This window comes from Streptomyces sp. NPDC030143, from assembly GCF_055573695.1.
Genome location: NZ_JBVIAY010000028.1, coordinates 28470 through 47846, shown reverse-complemented (window position 1 = coordinate 47846; position 19377 = coordinate 28470). Strand labels below are relative to the sequence as shown.

The window sequence follows — 19377 nt, the reverse complement described above, 5'->3', positions numbered from 1 at the left end:
AATGCAACGTTACGTCAAGGCCACCGACAGAAGCAAATCGATAGCAGTGACGCCGGTCACCGCCTCTCGCGCCACCCGTGTCACGCGGACAACTCCTCGCGCAGCGCGTCGCGAAGCCGTGCCGCCCGCTCGGCCACCTCCGCCGGCCCGAGCGACACCGCGCGGTCCGCCCACCGCTGTCCTTCCGCCAACTCGCCCCGACGCGCGTAGACCAGGGCCAGCCGCAACGCCGCCCGTCCATGACCGGCGTCAGCGGCGCGCGTCCACCACACGGCCGCCTCCGGTTCGCTGCCCTCGCGGGCCAGCAACAGGCCCAGGTTGAAGGCGCCGTTGCGCGATCCGGCCTCGGCCGCCTCCCGGTACCACCGGGCCGCCTCGACCACGTCGCCCCGGGCGGCGGCCAGCATCCCGACCCGCACCTGCGCCCGCCGGTGGCCCTGGGACGCCGCCCGCTCGTACCACTCCTCGCACTCGGTCTTCTCGTGCACGATCTCGCCGAGCTCGTGCGGTGAGGACGGCGGGCGTCGGGCGTCGAGCACGGCCGCCAGCCGGTAGGCCGCCTCCGCGCTGCCTCCGCCCGCGGCGCACCGCAGATGCCGTTCGGCCTCCTGTTCGTCGCCCTCGCGCAGCCGCGCCATGCCGACCTGGAGGGCCGCCTCGGTGTGCCCGGCGGCGGACGCCCGCTCGTACCAGCGCAGGGCCTGCGTCTCCTCGCCCCGCCCCGCGAAGAGGATCCCGAGGTTGAAGGCGGCGTCGACGCTGCCCGCCTCGGCCGCCTTGGAGAACCACGGCTCGGCACCGGTCGTGTCGCCGCCCCGCAGGAGCAGGATGGCCAGCGCGTTGGCCGCCTCGCGGTGTCCGGCGTAGGCGGCGCGCCGGTACCACTGCTCGGCCTGCGCGGTGCGGCCCTGCTCGGCGCACAGCAGACCGAGGTTGTAGGCGCCGTTGACGTCCCCGGCGTCCATCGCGGCCCGGTACCACCGCTCGGCGGTCTGGGTCTGGCCGCGCTCGGCGTAGAGCGCGCCGAGCGCGTTGGCGGCGTTGCCGTCGCCGTCCTGGGCGGCACGCAGCCACCACACGGCGGCGTTCTCCGTGTCGCCGGCGTCGCGCAGCAGGAACCCGAGCGCGCACGCGGCGCGGGGCTCGCCGTCCTTGGCGGACGTCAGGTACCAGCGGCCGGCCTCCTTGAGGTCGCCGCGCCTCTCCAGGATCGCCCCGAGGTGCAGCGCGGCGCGGCGGTGCCCGCGCGCGGCGGCCTGCCGGTACCACTGCTCGGCCTCCGCGGACACGGGGGCCGCGTCGTCGGTGTCACGGTCCCGCGGCTCCTCGCGGTCGAGGATCCTGGCCAGCCGGTACGCCGCCTCCCGGTGCCCGCGTTCGGCGGCGGCCCGCAGCCAGCGCTCGGCCGCGCGGTCGCCGCGGTGCTCCAGGAGGTCGGCGAGGGCGTACGCGCCCAGCACATGGCCCTGCTCGGCGGACTGGCGCAGCCAGTACTCGGCGGCGGGCTCGTCGCCGCGCTCGCGGTGGTGGCGGCCCAGCGCGTGCGCGGCGGCCGCGGAGCCGGCGACGGCGGCGACCCGCCACCAGCCGGCCGCCTCGTCGGCGTAGCCGCGCTGGTGGAGGAGGACACCGAGGTTGTTGGCCGCGGCCCGGTCACCGGCCGCGGTGGCGGCCCGCAGGTGGGGCTCGGCTCCGTCGAGGTCGCCGCGGCGCAGCAGCATGGCGCCGAGGACGCTCATCGCCTCGGCGTCACCCGCCTCGGCGGCGAGTCGCCGGCGCGCCTCCTCGACGGCCTCCCCCGTGTCGTCCTGTTCGACCCGCTCGTCCCTCACGTCCCGGTTGTCGTCCAGATCGTGGCCCGGGGTGGCTTCCTCACCGGAAGGCTGCACAAATCGCCCTGTCTCGAACAGAGTTGCCTTGTCCCCCATAACGTCCATCGTCGCACCACCTGCAACCCGGGTACACCTGGTATACCGCAGCCCGTGAGGTCACTTCAGCGTTTTGTCGACATGCCCACAGAGAGACAAGTCAAACACAGTTCCCCCAACTCCCCACGGCGGCGCGGCCACCGATGTGTCGAGCACATGCGTTCGCACACCACGAAGGCCCGGATCCGTTTCCGGATCCGGGCCTTCGCTTGCAGTAGCGGGGACAGGATTTGAACCTGCGACCTCTGGGTTATGAGCCCAGCGAGCTACCGAGCTGCTCCACCCCGCGTCGTGTTCCACAACCGTACCACGACGCGGGAGGCCTCTTGATCACCCCCTTGCGGGGGCCGCTCGCCGGGCTGTCCTCGGGGTCCTTCCGGTCAGCCCCCGGGACTGCCGCTCGGGGTGGCGCCGGGCGTACTCCCGGGTTTGGCACTCGGACTCGGACTGCTGCTCGGACTCGCGCTGCTGCCGGGCTTGTCGGCGGTGCCGCCCTTGTCGGCCGCGGCCTGCGCCTCCTCGGCCCGCTTCAGCGCGGCCTCGAGGTCCTTCTGCGCCTTGGCGTACGCCTCCCAGTCGGGCTTCTTCAGGGCTTCCTGGCCGGCGGTGAAGGCCTCCTGGGCGTCCTTCAGCGCCTCCTGGACCGTGGCGTTGCCGGTCGCCGGCGGCGGGGGCGTGGTGCCGCCGTCGTCCGGTGGCGTCGGTGCCGTGCCCTGCGCGCCGAAGACCTTGTTGAGGGCCTCGTCCAGGGTGTCCTCGAAGGCGGTGACGCCTCCGTAGGTCACCAGCACCTTCCGCAGCAGCGGGTACTTCAGTCCACCACCGCGTACGTAGACCGGCTCCACGTAGAGCAGTCCGCCGTCGAGCGGCACCGTCAGCAGGTTGCCGTACTCGACCTCGGAGTCGCCGCCTCGCAGCAGCCGGATCGACTCGGCGATGTCCTGTTCGGAGTTGAACTGGCTCTGGACCTGCTTGGGTCCGTCGACGGTCGTGCTGGTCGGCAGCTTCAGCACTCTGATCTTGCCGTAGTCGGGGGTGCCCGCCTCGGAGTCGACCGCCATGAACGCGCTGAGGTTGTCCCGGCCGTTGGGCGTGAAGGTCGTCGTCAGCGAGAACGCCTGCGCCTTCTGGTCGGGCATCCGCATGCTCAGGTAGTACGGCGGCACCGCGTCACCCGACTTGTTGGTCGGGTCGTCCGGCACCTGCCACACCTCGCTGCCGCTGAGGAACGTCGTGGCGTCCTTCACGTGGTAGCGGGTGAGCAACTCGCGCTGGACCTTGAACAGGTCCTGCGGGTACCGCAGATGGGCCATCAGGTCGGCGGAGATCTCCGACTTCTTCTCCACCGTGCCCGGGAACGCCTTCATCCAGGTCTTCAGGACCGGGTCCTCGGTGTCCCACTGGTAGAGCTTGACCTCGCCGGTGTACGCGTCGACGGTCGCCTTCACCGAGTTGCGGATGTAGTTGACCTGGTTCTGCTGGGCCACCACTGCGCGGTTGTTGTTGGTGGCGGTCAGCGAATCGGCCGTCGTGTCACCGAGGGTCGTCCGCGAGGCGTACGGGTAGCCGTTGGTGGTCGTGTACGCGTCGACGATCCACTGGATCCTCTTGCCCACGATCGCCGGGTAGGCGTCGCCGTCGATGGTCAGCCACGGGGCGACCGCCTCGACGCGCTCCTTCGGCGTGCGGTTGTACAGGATCCGCGAACCGTCGCCGATGGCACCGGAGTACAGGATCTGCGGCTCGCCGAAGGCCGCCGCGTACGCGGCCCGGTTGACGGCGCTGGAGAGGTTGACCCCGCTGTCGCCGGTGTAGCTGGTGGTCTTCTCACCGTCGTCGTCGGAGTAGTCGATCTCCTTCTGGGGACCGCCGACGATCGAGTACGTGGTCGTCTTCTCGCCGTAGTAGATCCGCTGCTCGTACTGGCCGAGGACGCCCTGGGACGGCAGGTCGGACTCGGTGAAGGCCGGGCGGCCCTCGGGGTCGGCGGTGGTGCCCTTGGCGGCGACCACGCCGTAACCGTGGGTGTAGCGGAAGTGGTTGTTGATCCAGTTCTGCTTGTCGACCCCCGCCAGGTTCAGCTCGCGCAGACCGATGACGGTGTCCTGGTCCGCGCCGTCGACGGTGTAGCGGTCGACGTCCAGGTTCGTCGGGAAGGCGTAGTACTTCCGCATCTGCTGGAGCTGCTGGAACGTCGGCGACACGATGTTCGGGTCGAGGACGCGGATGCTGGCCGTGGTGCCGACGTCGTCGCGCAGCGTCGTCTTGTCCTGGGTCTTGCTCGTCCCCGAGTACTCGGTGACCTGCGCGCCGTCGATGCCGTACGCCTCACGCGTCGCCGCGAGGTTCTTCGCGACGTAGGGGGCTTCCTTGGCCTGCTCGTTCGGCTGGACCTGGAACTTCTGGACGATCGCCGGGTACAGGCCGCCGATGAGGATCGCGGAGAGCACCATCAGACCGAAGCCGATCACCGGCAGCTGCCAGGTGCGCCGCCACAGGGTGGCGAAGAACAGCAGGGCGCAGATGACGGCGATGCAGAACAGGATGGTCTTCGCCGGCAGGTAGGCGTTGGCGTCGACGTACCTCAGGCCCGTCCAGTTGTCGGTGGCCTTGAAGTCGCTGGACTTCACGGCCAGGCCGTAGCGGTCGAGCCAGTAGGCGACCGCCTTCAGCGCGACGAAGATCCCCAGCAGCACCGACAGGTGGCCGGTGGCCGCGGCCGTGGCGCGGGCGCCGGGGCTCGTGACGCGCAGCCCGCCGTACAGGTAGTGGGTGAGCGCGGCGGCGATCAGGGAGAGGATCGTGGCGGCGAAGCCGAAGCCGAGCAGGAACCGGTACCAGGGCAGGTCGAAGGCGAAGAAGGACACGTCGAGGTGGAACTGCGGGTCCTTCTTCCCGAAGGACACGCCGTTGACCCACATCAGCCAGGTCCGCCACTGGCTCGACGCCGACGCGCCGGCGATCAGCCCGACCAGCGCGGTGATGGCCAGCAGCAGCCACTTCTTGTACGGCGCGATGCCCATGCGGTAGCGGTCGAGGCTCTGCTGCTCCATCGACATGGCACTCAGCGGCGGCCGCAGCCGGTGGGCCAGCCAGATGTTGAAGCCGACCGCGAGGGCCATGAGCAGCCCGAAGACGAAGAAGAGTCCGATCTTGGTCGACAGGGTGGTCGTGAACACCGATGAGTAGTTCACCGACCGGTACCAGAGCCAGTCCGTCCAGAACCCTGCGAACATGGTGAACGCCATGCCGAGCACGGCAAGGACGCCCAGTGTCATGAGCAGGGTCCGGACGCGCCGGGACGGGCGGCCCACTCTGATCCGCGGCCCCGTCGGGCCTCCGCCGCGGTCCGGCATCTGGAAAGCCAAGGTGCGCACCTCGAAAGTCGCTGTTGATGACGTCAGGCCCGCGTGTTCGTGGGCCTTCGGTGGCCCCCCGTGTTCGTGGGCCCCCACCTATGCAACTTACTCACCGTTTACTCGGTTCCCGATTCGGGCCGGGAACGAGGCAGGATTGTGACCATGTCCAACACTCCCATGGCGGCGAGCCCGCTCACCCGGGCCGTGCTCGAGATCGACGAGTACGCCTCCGGCCTCGGCTGGGACCAGCCCGCCCGCCTCTTCGCCCTCGTAGACACCGCACGGCTGCGGGCTCAGGAACCCACGCTCGCCGCCCAGCTCGGTCTGGAGGACGAGTCCGAGATCACCGGTCTCACCCCGATCGAGCAGGACGAAGTGCCAACGGACAAACCGCTCGACGAGTTCCTGGCCACGATCGCCTGGCCCGGCGCGGTGGCCGGCTGCGCCCTGACCGTGGAGCGGCTGATGCTGCCGCCGTCCGCGGAGGCGCAGGTCCCGCAGGGGCTGGGCGAGGCCGAGCTGACGCAGTGGGTGGCCCGCCACCCCGAGCGCCAGGAGGTGCGGATGACGGTCGCGGTGCTGCGCGACGGCACCCGCGAGTCGGCGCTGCGGCTGCGCGAGAAGGACGCCCCGACGGAGGTCCTCACGGGCGCCGGCCTGGTGCCCGGCCTCGCGGAGGCGCTGTCGGCGACCTTCGAGGAGTAGCCGGAGCCGCCCCGCGCGGCTACTGCGTGGTGCACTTCGGCAGGTCGGCGGTGTCGCCGCCGCGGATGTCCTGCAGCGCTGCGAGCGCGTCGTCGATGGTGTCGACCTTGACGAGCGTGAGCCCGCCCGGGGTGTCCTCAGCGGCCGCCGCGCAGTTCTCTGCGGGCGTGAGGAAGTACTGGGCGCCCTTGTCGCGGGCGCCGACGGTCTTCATCTCGATGCCGCCGATCGGCCCGACCTTGCCGTCGTCGTCGATCGTGCCGGTGCCGGCGACGAACTTCCCGCCGGTGAGGCTGCCCGGGGTGAGCTTGTCGTAGATGCCGAGCGCGAACATCAGGCCGGCGCTCGGCCCGCCCACGTCGGCGAGCTTGATGTCTATGGTGAACGGGAACGTGTGGTCGGTGCCGGCGGAGATCCCGACGATGGCCCGCTCGGCGCCGCTGTCGTCGGAGGTCGCCGTGGTGATCCTGACGTTCTGCGTCCGGGTCGCCGTCTTGTTCTGCTTCTCGGCGGCGGCCTGCTCCTTCGCCGGCACGATGGTGAAGACGACGTCCTCGCCGGGCTTGTGCTTCGTCACGAGCCCGGCGACGTCGGACGGCTCCTTCACGACCGTGCCGTCCACCGACTTGATCACGTCGCCGGCGTGCAGCCGGCCCTCGGCGGGCGAACCCTTCACGACGGTCGACACGATGACCCAGGACTTGACCGGGACGTCCAGTTCCTTCAGGGCGGCGACCTTGGCGCTCTCCTGGGACTGGCTGAACTCCTCGGCGTTCTCCTGGGTGGACTCCTCCTCGGTCTTGCCGTCCGGGTAGAGCGTGTCGTGCGGCACGACCTTGTTGTCGTGCGCGAGCCAACCGTAGACGGCCTCGACGAGGTTCATCCGGTAGTCGGCGCTGGTGACCCGCACGGTGGTCATGTTGAGGTGGCCGGTCGTCTCGTACGTCTTCCGGCCGGAGATCTGCAGCACCGGCTCGCCGTCGTGCTCTCCGAGGGTGTTCACCGTCGGCCCCGGGGACATCTCCGCGTACGGCACGGGGATGAGTACTCCCGCGCACAGGAGCGCGATCAGCATCAGGGTGGAGGCGAGCATCGTCGCGGTGCGGCGTGGCATGCCTCGACAGTACGGGACGCCTCTGTCAGCGCACCGTCAGGGCCACCGCCCGGGTCACGTACCCGAGTGGGACTTCTCCATGGCGGCGCGGAAGCGGGCGTATCCGTCGAGCTCCGGACCGTCACCGCGTGCCTTGCGGGTCCGGTTGGCCCAACTACCCCACAGTCCGCCGCCGATCGCGGCCCCCAGCGGAATCAGCAACCAGGCGAGCACCGCCATGCCGACCTCCCAACCCCTTGAGCGTCCGCAACTGACTGATCAGCAGATTAACCATCCGCACTGACAACGCTCACGTCCGGGGTCCGGTTACGCAACCGGGAGGCCGCCCGAGGGCGGCGCCCCGGGGGTCAGCAGGCTCCGACCCACTCCTCGGTCCCGTCGGAGAACGTCTGGTGCTTCCAGATGGGCACCTCGTGCTTGAGGTCGTCGATCAGCTTCCGGCAGGCCTCGAAGGCCTCGCCCCGGTGCGGGCAGGACACGGCGACGACCACGGCGAGATCGCCCACCCTCAGGTCCCCCACACGGTGCACGGCCGCCAGCGCCCGCACCGGGTGGTCGGCGACGATCTTCTCCGCGATCCGCCGCATCTCCGCCTCGGCGCTGGGGTGGCAGGAGTACCCGAGCGCGTCGACGTCGGCGCCGCCGTCGTGGTTGCGCACGGTCCCCACGAACAGAGCCGTCCCGCCGGCCGCGTCGTCCCCGACGGCCCGGAAGACCTCGTCCAGGGAGAGCGGGGTGTCCCGGATCGCGATGAGCTTGACGGGGTCCTGCGCTGCCTGCTCACCGGGGTGGTCGTTGCTGGGTGCCATGCCTTCATCGTGCCGTATGCCGGGCGGGGGCGGGAATAGCGTCATCGCCCGGCACGCGCGCGTAGCGGTTCGGAGGCTCCTACAGGAGGGACCGACGGCCGCCGCCGTCGGGCTCCGCGCTATCTGCGGCGGGCCTTGCGGGCTCTGCGGACCACGGCCGCGGCACCCAGCAGCGCCACGGTCGCGCCCGCGGCTCCGGCCGCCGTCGCGTCCTTGCGGCCCAGTCGCCGTCCGGCCACGGTGTGCCGCCCGGACACCTCCTCCAGCAGCTCCGCGAGGACCTCCTCGTTGGTCCACTGCGGCCGCCAGCCGGCGTCGTGGAGCCGGCTGCCGCTGACCACCCACGGGTACATCGTGTACGCCAGGTCCCCCGCCGGGGACGGGGTGAGGCCGATCCGGTGCAGCCGGGCCGCGGCGCCCAGGGCGACGGCCGAGGGCAGCTCCATCCGCCGGATGCCGCTGAGCTCCTCGACCTCCTCCTGCTCCAGCCACCCGTCGCAGCCGACGGCCAGTTCGCCGTCGACCTTCTCCAGGACGGCGTACTCCAGGGCCCCGCACAGGTCCTCGACGTGGCAGAACTGCCAGGCCGGCCGCGATCCGGCGACGACGAGCAGCCGGGGCGACTCGAAGTAGCGGGTCAGCGCGGTGTCCGTGCCGCCGACGAGCACCGCGGGGCGCACCACGGTGACGTTGAGTCCCGGATGGGCGCGCGGGGCGCGTCGTGCGAGCCGTTCGATCTCCAGCAGGTCCCCGACGCCGGTCGCCTCGGCGGTGGCCTTCAGCTCCGCGTCCTCCGACAGCGGCAGCTCGTTGTCGGGCAGCGCCCCGTAGACCATGGCGGAGGTGCACAGCACCACGCGGTGCACGCCGGCCGCCGCGGCGGCCGTCAGCACGGTCTGGGTCCCGCGCACGTTGTAGGCCGTCCGGGCGGCGCTGTCACTCCCCAGGTCGAGGTCGAGCGCGAGGTGGACCACGACGTCCGCGCCGCGCAGTTTGTCGGCGATCGCGGGGTCGCGCACGTCGAGGATGTGCCACTGCGCCTCGTCGCACTCGCCGCGCCGCTCGTCGATGGCGACGACCTGTTTGATCTCGTCCGAGGCGGCGAGGCGCTCGGTGAGCAGCGCGCCCACGCCGGTCGCCGCGCCGGTCACGGCGACGACGGGCCCGCGCCCAGCGGCGGGGGTTGCGTGGTTTCGCGCTGCGCGAACCTGCGGATCTGGGGAACTCACCAGGTGTCTCCAGCGGTTGTTTTCCATACGGGCGCGAGGGACGCGTACGTACCAGGTGGCATCCATCCTGCCGCAGGCCGAGAGTCGGCGAAGCACCGAGGCCCGATCGAGCCGGGGTGTCTACGCTGGGTGGTGTTGCAGGGCAGCCGCGCCGCCGGACCAGAGCCGGTGGCCTTACCAGCCGAGGAACCCCGTGAGTGACACCCCATTCGGATTCGGCCTTCCGCCGGAGGAGCCGGACGACGGCGACGAGGGCAAGAAGAAGGACCCGCAGAGCGGCGGTGGTCAGGGACCGGCCAACCCGTTCGGCTTCGGGTTCCCGGGAGCCGGCGGCTTCGGCGGCCCCGGCGCGGACAATCCGCTCGCTGCCATGTTCGGCTCGCTGAACCCCACCGACCTGGGTGCCGCGTTCCAGCAGCTGGGCCAGATGCTCTCCTACGAGGGCGGCCCGGTGAACTGGGACATGGCCAAGCAGATCGCGCGCCAGACGGTCGCCCAGGGCACCGCCGACGGTGTGAAGGACGCGAGCGTCGGCACCGCCGAGCGCACCGCGGTCCAGGAGGCCGTCCGCCTGGCCGACCTGTGGCTGGACGACGCGACGTCCCTGCCGTCCGGCGCCAACACGGCGGTGGCGTGGTCGCGCGCGGAGTGGGTCGAGGCGACCCTGCCCGCGTGGAAGGAGCTCGTGGACCCGGTCGCCGAGCGCGTCGGCGCGGCCATGGGCGACGTCCTGCCGGAGGAGATGCAGGCCATGGCCGGCCCGCTGATCGGCATGATGCGCTCGATGGGCGGCGCCATGTTCGGCTCGCAGATCGGGCAGGCCGTCGGCGTCCTCGCGGGCGAGGTCGTCGGCTCGACCGACGTGGGCCTGCCGCTCGGCCCGGCCGGCAAGGCCGCGCTATTGCCGGTGAACATCGAGGCGTTCGGCAAGGACCTGGGCGTCGCGAAGGACGAGGTGCGCCTGTACCTGGCGCTGCGCGAGGCCGCCCACCAGCGTCTCTTCGCGCATGTGCCGTGGCTGCGCTCGCACCTGTTCGGCGCGGTCGACGGCTACGCGCGCGGGATCAAGGTCGACACGGCCAAGCTGGAGGACGTGGTCGGCCAGTTCGACCCGCAGAACCCCGAGCAGCTGCAGGACGCCCTCCAGCAGGGCATGTTCCAGCCGGAGGACACCCCGGAGCAGAAGGCCGCCCTGGCCCGTCTGGAGACGGCGCTGGCGCTGGTCGAGGGCTGGGTGGACGCGGTGGTGCACGCGGCCGCGAAGCCGCGCCTGTCGTCCGCGGACGCGCTGCGCGAGACGCTGCGCCGCCGTCGCGCCACCGGCGGTCCCGCGGAGCAGACGTTCGCCACGCTCATCGGTCTGGAGCTGCGCCCGCGTCGGCTGCGCGACGCCTCCCGGCTGTGGGCCTCGCTGACGGACGCGCGCGGGGTGGACGGCCGTGACGGCCTGTGGGCGCACCCGGACATGCTGCCGACGGCCGCCGACCTGGACGACCCGGACGGCTTCGTCCACCGCGAGCACCTCGACTTCTCCGAGCTGGACAAGATGCTCGGCGAGGCCGCGAGCGGCGGCTCCGGCGAGAAGCCGGATGTGCGGAAGAAGGACGAGGACAAGGGCGACGACGGCGAGTGAGCCTTCACGACGACGCGGTCCTCGTACTCAAGGGCTACGAGGACCAGCCGGAGCTGCGCCGGATGTACCTGGAGCATCTGGAGACCCACCCGGACGGCATGTGGAAGGCCTGCGCGGACGGGCACGTCACGGCGAGCGCCCTGGTGGTCGACCCGGAGCACGGGCGGGTGCTGCTGACCCTCCACAGGAAGCTGCGGATGTGGCTGCAGATGGGCGGGCACTGCGAGCCGGCCGACGACACGCTGGCGGGCGCCGCCCTGCGCGAGGCGACCGAGGAGTCCGGCGTGCCGGGGCTGAGCCTGCTGCCCGGCGGGCCGGTGCGTCTGGACCGGCACAGCACACCGTGCGCCTGGCACCTCGATGTGCAGTACGCGGCGATCGCCCCGCGCGGGGCCGTGGAGGCGATCAGTGACGAGTCCCTCGACCTGCGCTGGTTCGGCTACGACGAGGTCGCGGGCGTGGCGGACGAGTCGGTCGTGCGCCTGGTGGAGGCGACCCGGGCGCGACTGTGAGCTCGGCGCACGGGTAAGGGGCGACCACCATGGTGACCGCCCCTTAGGGGTCCTTGCACTGTGCCCGCCTGGGCCGCGCGGCCTGATCAAGCACTCATAGTGCAAGGACCCTTTACCCTCGCCGGCCGGAGCGTGCGGGACCGGACCGCTTCCGAGGGGTCAGCTCCAGACGTTGCCCTGGTTCTGTCCCCGCGCGCCCTGCTGACCCATGCCGTACTGCGCGGCGAGGCCGGAGCCGATCTGGGCGTTCTGCGGCGGCAGCAGCTCGCTCGGCTGGACCAGGGCGAAACCGGTGCCCATGAAGCTGAGCTCCCAGCCCTCACCGGTGTTGCCGCGCCGGCGCCACACCCCCGAGGAGTGCGTCTGGGCCTGCATCTGCACGCGCAGGCCGGTGGACCAGGCCACGATCGCGTCCGCGTCGCAGTTGACGTACTTGTCGGGTGTGACCTGCATCATCAGCGGGGCACCCGAGGTCATCAGGGCGACCCGGCCGCGGCCGGTGATGTTGAGCTGGTACTTCCCGGACCCGGAGATGCCGTACAGGCTGTCCACGGCGATGACCTCGTGGTGCAGCGAGGAGTCCATGGCGAGGACGTAGCTGCTGTCGACGGTCAGGCCGTCCTGCTCCACCTCCACGAGGTGGGTGTACTGGGCGAGGTTGGCGAGGTAGACCGTGCCCTGCCCGTGGCAGCGCATCAGGTCCAGGCCCTCCCCGGTGTGCGCACGCGAACGCGACTGCCCGTTGCTCTGGTACTCGGCGTCGAACTCGACGAGGCCCTGGTAGGCGACCATCGTTCCCTTGCGGGCCAGGATGTCGTCGTGCCCCTCCAGGGCGACGCGGAGCATGTGCTTGTTCTGAAGGCTCCAACGTTCCTGCGTCTGCTGGTCGTTGTAGGCGAAAAGCGAACTCTGCATGTGACTCGGCTCTCCCTCAGCCCCGGACCCGGAGGCGGTCGGTGCTGTCCTCGCTGGGCTGGACGACGACGATGCCCTCCCCGGAGAAGGCCATCTGGTAGGCCTCGCCGCTGCCCCGCCCGATGAGCGACTGCGCGCGGAAGCTGCGCTTGCCCTTGACCTTGAGGTTCGGGGACCAGGCGACGAGCGCGTCGGGGTCGACGTACGTCTCGTTCTCGCCGCCGCCGCAGTCGACGACGATCGGCTTGCCCCGGGAGGTCAGCGCCACCCAGCCCTGCCCCGAGATCTTGGTGTTCCACAGTCCCTGGCCGGCGAACTTCGCCAGCCCCTTGACCCTCTCGACACCCCAGGTGAGGTGCGCGTCGAAGGCCAGCAGGTTGGTGGCGTTGACGGAGATGCCGTCGCCGTTGAGGTTGATCACGACGACGTTGGCGCCGTAGTCGGCGAGGTAGAGCAGGCCGTCGCCGGAGCACTTCATCAGCGGCGCGCCCTCGCCGGTCATCCAGTCGCGCGCGATCTGGCGCACGGCCGGCGGGTTGGGCTCGTACTGGATGAAGCCCTCGTAGGCGACCATGGAGCCCACGCGCGCGAGGAGGTCGTTCCCGGTCTGCAGGGCGACCTTCAGCATGTGGTTGCCGTGGTTCTCCATGCGGGCGGTGACGGGTGCGGGGGCGTAGCCCGCGAGCGGCTGGTTCATGACGGGCTCCCTCAGACCTCGTACGGCTGGACGACGATGAAGTTGCCGGGCGCGCCCCGGAACTGCAGGTTGACGCTCTCACCGGTGTCGCCCGGGTAGGCGTTGCGGCGCATCCGCACCTGGCTGGAGACCACGACCTGGGCAGCGGACGACCAGGCGACGACGGCGTTGCAGTCGGCGAACGTGGTGGGCGTGACCGGCAGCACGACGGGCGCGCCGTGCGTCTTCACGACGATCGTGCCGGTGCCCGTGAACTGCATGGTGAAGAGCGCGCCGCCGGGGATGCCGTGGCCCTCGATGCGGCGCACCTCGTACTGGAGGCCCTCGTCGAAGGCGAGGACGTTCTCCGCGGAGACGCAGATGCCGTCGCCCTGGAGCTCGATCGGGTGCAGCATCGTCGAGTTCTCGGCGAGGAACACCTGTCCCTGGCCGGTACAGCGCATCAGCTGCATCTCCTGGCCGGTGGCGTTGCCGACGATCCGGCCCGAGAACCCGGCGCCCTTGTAGCTGAAGTCGACCTTGCCCTGGTAGAGCACCATGCTGCCCTGGCGGGCGAGGACGGGCTGCCCGCCGATGCCGAGATCGACGCGGACGAGCTTCTTGTTCTGCTGCGTCCAACGCTGCCCGGTGGGCGTCTCCTTGAACTGCTGGAGCGCGGCGGACACCCCGGCGCCGCCCTGGGGTGCGCCCTGCGGCACGCCGTACGCCTGCTGGCCCGGCACCTGCCCGAACGGGGGCTGCTGGCCGTAGCCGGGCGGCGGGGTGGGCTGCCCGTAGCCGGGCTGCGGGGCCGGCGGCTGGCCGTAGCCGGGGGGCGGCGGCGCGGTGGGGGCGGCGGGCTGGCCGTACGGCTGGTGCTGCTGGGGCGGCTGACCGTAGGGCGGCTGCTGACCGGGCTGGCCGTAGGGCGCGGGAGCGGGCGCCGGGGGCGGCACCTGGACGCCGCCGGGAGGTGTCATCGGCGCCACGACGGTCGGCGCGGTGTGCACGGGCTGCGCCGGGGCGGGCGGCGGCGTCGTTCCGGGCGGGGGCGCGAAGCCCTGCGCCGCGGGCTGCGGGGCCGCCGGCGCGGGCGCCGGGGCTGACGGGGCGCCGAACGCGGGCGGCGCGACGGACCGGGCCGGCGGGGCGAAGCCCGGGGTGGCACCGGACTGCGGCTGCTGCGGCGCGGCGGGCTCCTCCTCGGCGACCTCGCCGCCGAAGTTCCTCAGCAGCGCCTCCAGGCCGCCGTCGAAGCCCTGCCCGACGGCCGCGAAACGCCAGACGTCCTTGAGGTAGAAGTCGCCCAGCATCACGGCCCGCTCGGTGGAGAACTCCGAGCCGTCGAACGCGTACCGGGCCACTTCCTCACCACCGGCGACGATGCGGAGGTACCCGGGGCCGATCTGCGACATCTGGCCGGCGCCGTCGATGGTCGCCGTGAAGGACAGCTTGTGGATCTGCGCCGGGATCCGGTCGAGGGTGACGCGGAAGGACTCCGTGTCTCCCGCCTGGGCACCCAGGAGCTGAATGGACTCCTCCGGGGACTTCGGCTGGTTGAAGAAGACGAAGTACCGGTCGTCCGAGAGGCGCTCGTCGGCGTCGAGACCGAAGCAGCTGATGTCGAAGGTCAGGCCGGGGGCGGAGATCTGCACGCCTACGTACAGATCCGTGCCCGCCGTGAGGTCACTGATCCTGGCCTTGTGGCCGCGTTGGAATTCCCTGGGCATGCGTAACGACCGTCCCCCATCCCGAGTGCGAGTGCGTCGCGCCAGGCTAACGGCAAAATCCGACACCCGACGAAGTCGGTACAGACCCGGTACACAACCCTCGCCCCTCGCCCGGCGATCTCACTCCTCGCGCCCGGCGATCTCACTTCGCGCGCGGGTGATCTCAGCTCCTCGCGCGCGGGGCCTCACTAATCCTCGCGCGCGGTGGGCGGATGCGGCAGACGTTCCGCGGCGACGACACCCTCCAGATAGCCGCGGGCCCGCTCGGTGCGCGGGTACGCCTCCAGCAGCCGCCAGAAGTCGGGGCCGTGGCCGGGCACCAGCAGATGGGCCAGCTCGTGCAGCAGCACGTAGTCGATGACGTACTCGGGCATGCCCTTCAGCCGGTGCGACAGACGGATGCTGCCCTCGGCCGGGGTGCACGAGCCCCACCGCGTGTTCTGGTTGGTGACCCAGCGGACCGTGGTGGGACGGGCCCGGCCGTCGAAGTACTGCCCCGACAGCCGCTCGGCGCGCTCGGCCAGCTCGGCGTCGCCGGGCACGCGCCGGCTCTCCTGGGCAGCCAGCTTGTCGAGCATCACCCGCACCCAGCGCCGCTCCTCGGCCTCGGACATCCGGGCGGGGATGAGCACGACGGTGCGATCGCCCTCGCGGTACGCGGAGACCGTGCGACGCCGTCGGGCGCTCCTGCGGACCTCGATCGCGCTCGCCCCCGAGCCGCCGGACGGCGGACTCGTCGTGCTGCGCTGCGCCGTTCCGGCGCGGTGGAGGGGGTCGGCGGACACGCCCCGACGTTACCCAATGCCCACGGGGGAAGTCCCGACTCCGGAACGGCCGGGTTTCGATCCCTCACCCGCCCTGCACCCCGAACGACGGATTAGTACGACGAATCCCCCACCCCTGTGGACAACTTTCCCCACCGACCGGCCGCCCCCGGCATCCTGGCACTCGTCGGCGGAGCGAGGTCACCCCCACGCCCCCGCTCCGCCGACGTACGGGGACTTTCTGGCTGACGGGGGCCTTCGATGCATCCGATGGTGAAACCCGCGCTGCGGCGCGGCTGGCGCGACCTCAACACCGTGCAGTTCGGGATGGCACCGGCGCACGCAATGACGCTCGGCCCGATGGACGTGGCCACGGGAAGCTTCCTGGACCTCCTGGACGGCACCCGCGGACTCGCCCTCCTGCGCGAGGAGGGCCGCCGCATGGATCTGCCGGACGGGCATGTCGACCAACTGGTGGAGCGGCTGGAGGGGGCGGGCCTGCTGGACGACGCCCGCGGGGGCGGCCCCGACGCGGACGCCCTGCGAGAGAGGACGGAGGTCCTCGACCGGCTGCGCCCCGACCTCGCCTCCCTGTCGCTCACGACGTCAGAACCGGGCGGGGCGATGAGCCACCTCGCCGCCCGACGCCGGCTGCGCGTGCAGGTGCGCGGCGCGGGCCGGGTGGGCGCGGTGCTGGCGTCACTGCTGTCCGGCGCGGGCATCGGCGAGGTCGACGTGCGGGACGGCGGGAGCGTCGAGCCGGGTGACGTGGCCCCGGGCGGGCTGTCCGCCGAGGCGGTCGGCGAGCGACGGGACGAGGCGGCCCGCCGCGCGGTACGCCGGGCCGCACCGGACCGCCCACCCCGCAGGGGCCCGGGGAAGCGGGGCGAGACCGGCCCGCCCGGCTTCTCCCTGGTGGTCATCGCCCCGCGCGACGACGTGGCGGTGCACGCACCCGACCCCTCGACGACGGACGACCTCATCGCCTCGGGCACCCCACACCTCTACGCCGGAGTCGTGGAGGCGACCGGTGTCGTCGGCCCCCTCGTGCTGCCCGGCGAGACGGGCTGCGCCGGCTGCCTGCACCAGGCCCGCACCGACCGGGACGCCACCTGGCCGCGTCTGGTCGCGCAGTGGAACTCGGGCCGACGCCGCCCGGCCCGGGCCTGCGACCTGGCACTGGCGACGACCGTCGCCGGCCTGGCGGCCGCCCACGCGCTCACCTTTCTCGACGGCCGGCTCCCCTCGAGCGCGGGGGCCCGCTGGGAGATCTCACTGCCCGCCCTACAGTGGCATGCGCGACCGCTGTGGGCTCATTCCGCATGCCCGTGCGGAGCCGCGGAGAAAGGTATGGGGGATCACACCTCCGAGGACCCGCAGTCGCGCGAGACAATGACTGAGCAACGGCATTCGAAGGAGTTGGGCCGTACAGCGGACGCGGCGCGGCTGTCTGGGACTTGGAGGGCGCATGTCTGATCTTCCCCGGAAGGCGGTCACCCGGACCGCCAAGCTCGCCGCGCTGCCACTCGGCTTCGCCGGCCGGGCGACCTGGGGCCTGGGCAAGCGGATCGTGGGCGAGTCGGCGGAGATCGTCGGCCGCGAGCTGCAACAGCGCACGGCCGACCAGTTGTTCAAGGTCCTCGGCGAGCTGAAGGGCGGCGCGATGAAGTTCGGGCAGGCCCTGTCCGTCTTCGAGTCGGCCCTGCCCGAGGAGGTCGCCGGCCCCTACCGCGCCGCCCTCACCAAACTCCAGGACGCGGCGCCGCCGATGCCGACCCGGACCGTGCACGCTGTGCTGGCGGAGCGGCTCGGTGAGGACTGGTCGGAGCTGTTCGTCGAGTTCGACGACAAACCGGCCGCGGCGGCCTCGATCGGCCAGGTGCACCGAGCGGTGTGGCACGACGGGCGGGACGTCGCGGTCAAGGTCCAGTACCCCGGCGCGGGCGAGGCCCTGCTGTCCGACCTGTCCCAACTGAGTCGCTTCGCACGTCTGTTGGGGCCTCTCATCCCGGGGATGGACGTCAAACCCCTGATCACCGAGCTCCGGGACCGGGTCTCCGAGGAACTGGACTACGCCCTGGAGGCCCGGGCCCAGCAGGCCCACGCGGAGGAGTTCGCCGGCGATCCCGACGTGGTGGTGCCGGCGGTGGTCCACCAGTGCGACCAGGTCCTGGTCACCGAGTGGATCGACGGCGTGCCCCTGTCCGAGGTGATCTCCCGAGGCACCGCCGAGCAGCGGGACCGCGCCGGCCAGTTGCTGTCCCGTTTCCTCTTCTCCGGCCCGGCCCGCACCGGCCTGCTGCACGCCGACCCGCACCCCGGCAACTTCCGTCTCCTGCCCGGTGGCCCGGACGGCGAGGACGACTGGCGCCTGGGCGTCCTGGACTTCGGCACCGTCGACCGCCTCCAGGGCGGGCTGCCCGACCCCATCGGCCAGTCCCTGCGGATGACGCTCGACGGCGAGGCCGAGGCGGTCTACGAACTGCTCTGCGCGGAGGGCTTCGTGAAGGAGTCCATCGAGCTGGACCCGGAGGCGGTCCTCGACTACCTCCTGCCGATCATCGAACCGGCCCGGGTGGAGGAGTTCACCTTCACACGCGACTGGATGCGCAGCCAGGCGGCGAGGATCGCCGACCCCCGTTCCCCCGCCCACCAGCTCGGCAAGCAGCTCAACCTGCCGCCCGCCTACCTCCTGATACACCGGGTGACCCTGAGCACGATCGGGGTGCTGTGTCAGCTGGGGGCGACGGTGCGGCTGCGCGAGGAGTTGGAGGAGTGGCTTCCGGGGTTCGTCGCGGAGGACGACCTGGAGGTGGAGGAGTCGGTGGCCGAGGCGTGACCGGCCGCCGGGCACTCCGCTGAGCGGCTTGGGGTGGGTGGGTGGGTGGGGCGGGGAGGGAGGGGGGAGGGGGAAGCCCCCGAAGTCCTGGGGAAACCCCGAAGCCCGCGAGGAATCTCCCAGGGCCTCACCACCAGGAGGAGTCCAGCCGCCCTTCGATCGCCCTGAGGTTCTCCCGGGCGCAGAGATCGCAGAAGTAGTGGCGCACGTCGTTCTCCACGGAACAGGTCCAGGTCACGGGCGCCGGGGCCTCGGCCCGGGTGCCGCAGCGGGCGCACACGAGGGGGCGGGGCTCAGTCGGGGAGCCGTCGGGGTCGCTGCCGCCGGAAGGACTCGTCATGCTCCGGACGATAGCGCCGGGGTCGGTGGTTCGCGCGGCAAAGCACCGCGGGGGCCGGTCCGTTCGGACGGACCGGCCCCCGCGGGGAGAGCTTCGCCTCCCCTGGGGGAGGCCACCGCTTCAGGTGGGAGTGGTTACTGCATGACGGCCATGGCGAGCGCACGGCGGGCGCGCATCGAGGCGCGCTCGGCCCGGCGCTGCATCCGGCGGGCGGTCACCAGGCGCACGGCCCGGCGTTCCTGCTCGGCCTCGTGCAGGCGCTCGTGCATATGCGCACGGGCCAGGGCTTCTGGGATGAGTTGCATCTCGCGGGTCCTGTTCTGACGCGAGTCGATCGCGCCGGTGGTGGTGACGTCTTCGGTAGCGGAGCCGGCGGGCTCGTTGGTGGACGGCTTCATCGGGGCCTGCTTCTTGGGGTCGTGCGTGAGGGGGCGGTCGATCGTTCCTGCGGTGTTCATGCCGTGACCGGGTTCTTGCGCGGGCGGCCACGCGGCCGCTTCCGGGCGACGACGACGCCCTGGACGAACAGCTCGCCGCCCCAGACGCCCCAGGGCTCGCGGCGCTCCTTGGCGCCGGCGAGGCAGGCCTCGACCAGCGGGCAGGTGCGGCAGAGGGACTTGGCGTACTCGACGTCCGCCGGCGACTCGGCGAAGAAGACCTCCGGGTCGTAGGAGCGGCAGGGGACGGGTACGCCGAGGTTCTCGATGGCGTCGTCGAGCGCGGTGAGCGCGGTGAGCGGGGTCAAGGTGGAGTCCTCCGTGAGGCCGGGCGGGGGGATCGTTTCGGAAGGCGGTACGGACGGGGCGTGCGCTTCGAGTTGCACG

18 protein-coding genes and 1 tRNA gene are annotated in these 19377 nt (G+C 71.8%); 5 read left to right on the top strand and 14 right to left on the bottom strand.

From position 1 onward, the window contains the following. Window positions 1-80 precede the first annotated feature (80 nt). The 3 genes from ACZ4YY_RS32630 to ACZ4YY_RS32620 all read right to left on the bottom strand — a co-directional run bounded on the left by ACZ4YY_RS32630 (window position 81) and on the right by ACZ4YY_RS32620 (window position 5284). Window positions 81-1937: a tetratricopeptide repeat protein gene (locus ACZ4YY_RS32630; RefSeq protein WP_468298493.1), complete on the bottom strand. Its 1857-nt coding sequence runs from the start codon at window positions 1935-1937 to the stop codon at window positions 81-83. A gap of 206 nt (window positions 1938-2143) precedes the next feature. Further along, window positions 2144-2217, bottom strand: a tRNA-Met gene (locus tag ACZ4YY_RS32625). A gap of 91 nt (window positions 2218-2308) precedes the next feature. Continuing rightward, window positions 2309-5284, bottom strand: coding sequence for a UPF0182 family membrane protein (locus tag ACZ4YY_RS32620; RefSeq protein WP_468298558.1), 2976 nt, complete (start codon window positions 5282-5284; stop codon window positions 2309-2311). A gap of 165 nt (window positions 5285-5449) precedes the next feature. Between ACZ4YY_RS32620 and ACZ4YY_RS32615 the strand changes: the two genes are divergently transcribed. After that, window positions 5450-5992 carry a PPA1309 family protein gene (locus ACZ4YY_RS32615; protein WP_468298491.1) on the top strand — a complete coding sequence of 181 codons (543 nt, stop codon included), beginning with the start codon at window positions 5450-5452 and terminating at the stop codon, window positions 5990-5992. A gap of 19 nt (window positions 5993-6011) precedes the next feature. Here the strand turns inward: ACZ4YY_RS32615 and ACZ4YY_RS32610 are convergent, their stop codons facing one another. From ACZ4YY_RS32610 to ACZ4YY_RS32595, 4 genes are all read right to left on the bottom strand, one after another. Next, window positions 6012-7106, bottom strand: a complete 1095-nt coding sequence (locus tag ACZ4YY_RS32610) for a YlbL family protein (RefSeq protein ID WP_468298489.1) — start codon at window positions 7104-7106, stop codon at window positions 6012-6014. A 54-nt stretch (window positions 7107-7160) separates the two neighbouring features. Next, on the bottom strand, window positions 7161-7325 hold the full coding sequence (locus ACZ4YY_RS32605) for a hypothetical protein (protein ID WP_468298487.1): 165 nt from the start codon (window positions 7323-7325) through the stop codon (window positions 7161-7163). Between the two features lie 128 nt (window positions 7326-7453). After that, on the bottom strand, window positions 7454-7915 hold the full coding sequence (locus ACZ4YY_RS32600; RefSeq protein ID WP_468298485.1) for a molybdenum cofactor biosynthesis protein MoaE: 462 nt from the start codon (window positions 7913-7915) through the stop codon (window positions 7454-7456). Window positions 7916-8034: 119 nt separating this feature from the next. After that, complete coding sequence (locus ACZ4YY_RS32595) at window positions 8035-9144, bottom strand: SDR family oxidoreductase (protein ID WP_468298483.1); 1110 nt, start codon at window positions 9142-9144, stop codon at window positions 8035-8037. Window positions 9145-9337: 193 nt separating this feature from the next. Between ACZ4YY_RS32595 and ACZ4YY_RS32590 the strand changes: the two genes are divergently transcribed. Together ACZ4YY_RS32590 and ACZ4YY_RS32585 are read left to right on the top strand one after the other, a co-directional pair. Then, window positions 9338-10777, top strand: a complete 1440-nt coding sequence (locus ACZ4YY_RS32590; RefSeq protein WP_468298481.1) for a zinc-dependent metalloprotease — start codon at window positions 9338-9340, stop codon at window positions 10775-10777. Next, complete coding sequence (locus tag ACZ4YY_RS32585) at window positions 10774-11289, top strand: NUDIX hydrolase (protein ID WP_468298479.1); 516 nt, start codon at window positions 10774-10776, stop codon at window positions 11287-11289. Before ACZ4YY_RS32590 ends, ACZ4YY_RS32585 begins: the two co-directional genes overlap by 4 nt. Window positions 11290-11448: 159 nt before the next feature. Here the strand turns inward: ACZ4YY_RS32585 and ACZ4YY_RS32580 are convergent, their stop codons facing one another. The 4 genes from ACZ4YY_RS32580 to ACZ4YY_RS32565 all read right to left on the bottom strand — a co-directional run bounded on the left by ACZ4YY_RS32580 (window position 11449) and on the right by ACZ4YY_RS32565 (window position 15395). Next, a complete protein-coding gene (locus tag ACZ4YY_RS32580) occupies window positions 11449-12204 on the bottom strand; it encodes an AIM24 family protein (protein ID WP_468298477.1) in 756 nt (251 codons plus the stop codon). 16 nt (window positions 12205-12220) lie between these two features. Further along, window positions 12221-12901 (bottom strand): AIM24 family protein, encoded by a 681-nt coding sequence (locus ACZ4YY_RS32575; RefSeq protein ID WP_468298475.1) that lies wholly within the window; start codon window positions 12899-12901, stop codon window positions 12221-12223. Between the two features lie 11 nt (window positions 12902-12912). Further along, window positions 12913-14610, bottom strand: coding sequence for a TerD family protein (locus ACZ4YY_RS32570; protein WP_468298473.1), 1698 nt, complete (start codon window positions 14608-14610; stop codon window positions 12913-12915). 188 nt (window positions 14611-14798) lie between these two features. Further along, window positions 14799-15395: a M48 metallopeptidase family protein gene (locus ACZ4YY_RS32565; RefSeq protein WP_468298471.1), complete on the bottom strand. Its 597-nt coding sequence runs from the start codon at window positions 15393-15395 to the stop codon at window positions 14799-14801. 240 nt (window positions 15396-15635) lie between these two features. Between ACZ4YY_RS32565 and ACZ4YY_RS32560 the strand changes: the two genes are divergently transcribed. Both ACZ4YY_RS32560 and ACZ4YY_RS32555 read left to right on the top strand, forming a co-directional pair. Beyond that, entirely contained in the window at window positions 15636-16850 is a 1215-nt protein-coding gene (locus ACZ4YY_RS32560; RefSeq protein WP_468298469.1) for a TOMM precursor leader peptide-binding protein, read from the top strand. After that, complete coding sequence (locus ACZ4YY_RS32555) at window positions 16843-18213, top strand: ABC1 kinase family protein (protein WP_468298467.1); 1371 nt, start codon at window positions 16843-16845, stop codon at window positions 18211-18213. The genes ACZ4YY_RS32560 and ACZ4YY_RS32555 overlap by 8 nt, the downstream gene beginning before the upstream one ends. A 127-nt stretch (window positions 18214-18340) precedes the next feature. Here ACZ4YY_RS32555 and ACZ4YY_RS32550 read toward each other — a convergent pair whose 3' ends face one another. The 3 genes from ACZ4YY_RS32550 to ACZ4YY_RS32540 form a co-directional block, all read right to left on the bottom strand. Further along, window positions 18341-18553 (bottom strand): hypothetical protein, encoded by a 213-nt coding sequence (locus tag ACZ4YY_RS32550; RefSeq protein WP_468298466.1) that lies wholly within the window; start codon window positions 18551-18553, stop codon window positions 18341-18343. Between the two features lie 134 nt (window positions 18554-18687). Beyond that, window positions 18688-19011, bottom strand: a complete 324-nt coding sequence (locus ACZ4YY_RS32545; protein WP_468298464.1) for a hypothetical protein — start codon at window positions 19009-19011, stop codon at window positions 18688-18690. Continuing rightward, a complete protein-coding gene (locus ACZ4YY_RS32540; RefSeq protein WP_030038270.1) occupies window positions 19008-19376 on the bottom strand; it encodes a WhiB family transcriptional regulator in 369 nt (122 codons plus the stop codon). The genes ACZ4YY_RS32545 and ACZ4YY_RS32540 overlap by 4 nt, the downstream gene beginning before the upstream one ends. Between the last annotated feature and the right edge of the window lies 1 nt (window position 19377).

Coding starts and splice junctions, on each gene's coding strand:
- ACZ4YY_RS32630 (WP_468298493.1), bottom strand. CDS start 1,937: ATGGACGTTATGGGGGACAAGGCAACTCTGTTCGAGACAGGGCGATTT.
- ACZ4YY_RS32620 (WP_468298558.1), bottom strand. CDS start 5,284: ATGCCGGACCGCGGCGGAGGCCCGACGGGGCCGCGGATCAGAGTGGGC.
- ACZ4YY_RS32615 (WP_468298491.1), top strand. CDS start 5,450: ATGTCCAACACTCCCATGGCGGCGAGCCCGCTCACCCGGGCCGTGCTC.
- ACZ4YY_RS32610 (WP_468298489.1), bottom strand. CDS start 7,106: ATGCCACGCCGCACCGCGACGATGCTCGCCTCCACCCTGATGCTGATC.
- ACZ4YY_RS32605 (WP_468298487.1), bottom strand. CDS start 7,325: ATGGCGGTGCTCGCCTGGTTGCTGATTCCGCTGGGGGCCGCGATCGGC.
- ACZ4YY_RS32600 (WP_468298485.1), bottom strand. CDS start 7,915: ATGGCACCCAGCAACGACCACCCCGGTGAGCAGGCAGCGCAGGACCCC.
- ACZ4YY_RS32580 (WP_468298477.1), bottom strand. CDS start 12,204: ATGCAGAGTTCGCTTTTCGCCTACAACGACCAGCAGACGCAGGAACGT.
- ACZ4YY_RS32575 (WP_468298475.1), bottom strand. CDS start 12,901: ATGAACCAGCCGCTCGCGGGCTACGCCCCCGCACCCGTCACCGCCCGC.
- ACZ4YY_RS32570 (WP_468298473.1), bottom strand. CDS start 14,610: ATGCCCAGGGAATTCCAACGCGGCCACAAGGCCAGGATCAGTGACCTC.
- ACZ4YY_RS32560 (WP_468298469.1), top strand. CDS start 15,636: ATGCATCCGATGGTGAAACCCGCGCTGCGGCGCGGCTGGCGCGACCTC.
- ACZ4YY_RS32555 (WP_468298467.1), top strand. CDS start 16,843: ATGTCTGATCTTCCCCGGAAGGCGGTCACCCGGACCGCCAAGCTCGCC.
- ACZ4YY_RS32550 (WP_468298466.1), bottom strand. CDS start 18,553: ATGACGAGTCCTTCCGGCGGCAGCGACCCCGACGGCTCCCCGACTGAG.
- ACZ4YY_RS32545 (WP_468298464.1), bottom strand. CDS start 19,011: ATGAACACCGCAGGAACGATCGACCGCCCCCTCACGCACGACCCCAAG.